Source organism: Mesorhizobium sp. M7A.F.Ca.MR.362.00.0.0, from assembly GCF_004023175.1.
Classification (GTDB): Bacteria; Pseudomonadota; Alphaproteobacteria; order Rhizobiales; family Rhizobiaceae; genus Mesorhizobium.
In genome coordinates, this window is the sequence record NZ_RZTF01000507.1 from 1 (window position 1) to 522 (window position 522).

General features: G+C 64.9%; 1 pseudogene. It reads left to right on the forward strand.

Going from position 1 to position 522, the window contains the following annotated elements:
* A pseudogene (gene eno / locus EOC06_RS44215) lies at nucleotides 1–522 on the forward strand (phosphopyruvate hydratase); the annotation flags it as partial.

A 522-nucleotide genomic window follows, 5' to 3' on the forward strand; every position in this document is an offset into this window, starting at 1 on the left:
CTCGAAGACGGCTCGATGGGCCGCGCGGCGGTGCCGTCGGGTGCTTCGACCGGCGCCCACGAGGCCGTCGAACTGCGCGACGGTGGCGCCCGCTATCTCGGCAAGGGCGTGCTCAGGGCCGTCGAAGCGGTGAACGGCGAGCTGTTCGAGGCCATCGGCGGCATGGAAGCCGAAAACCAGATCCATATCGACCAGACCATGATCGAGCTTGACGGCACGCCCAACAAGAGCCGGCTTGGCGCCAACGCCATTCTTGGCGTTTCGCTAGCGGTGGCCAAGGCGGCCGCCGATGCCGCCGGCCTGCCGCTCTACCGCTATGTCGGTGGCACCAAGGCGCATCTCCTGCCGGTACCGATGATGAACATCATCAATGGCGGCGCGCATGCCGACAACCCGATCGATTTCCAGGAATTCATGATCCTGCCGATCGGCGCGCCGACGCTGCGCGAAGGTGTCCGCTGGGGTTCGGAAATCTTCCATACGCTGCGCAAGAAACTGAAGGACGCCGGCCACAACACCAAT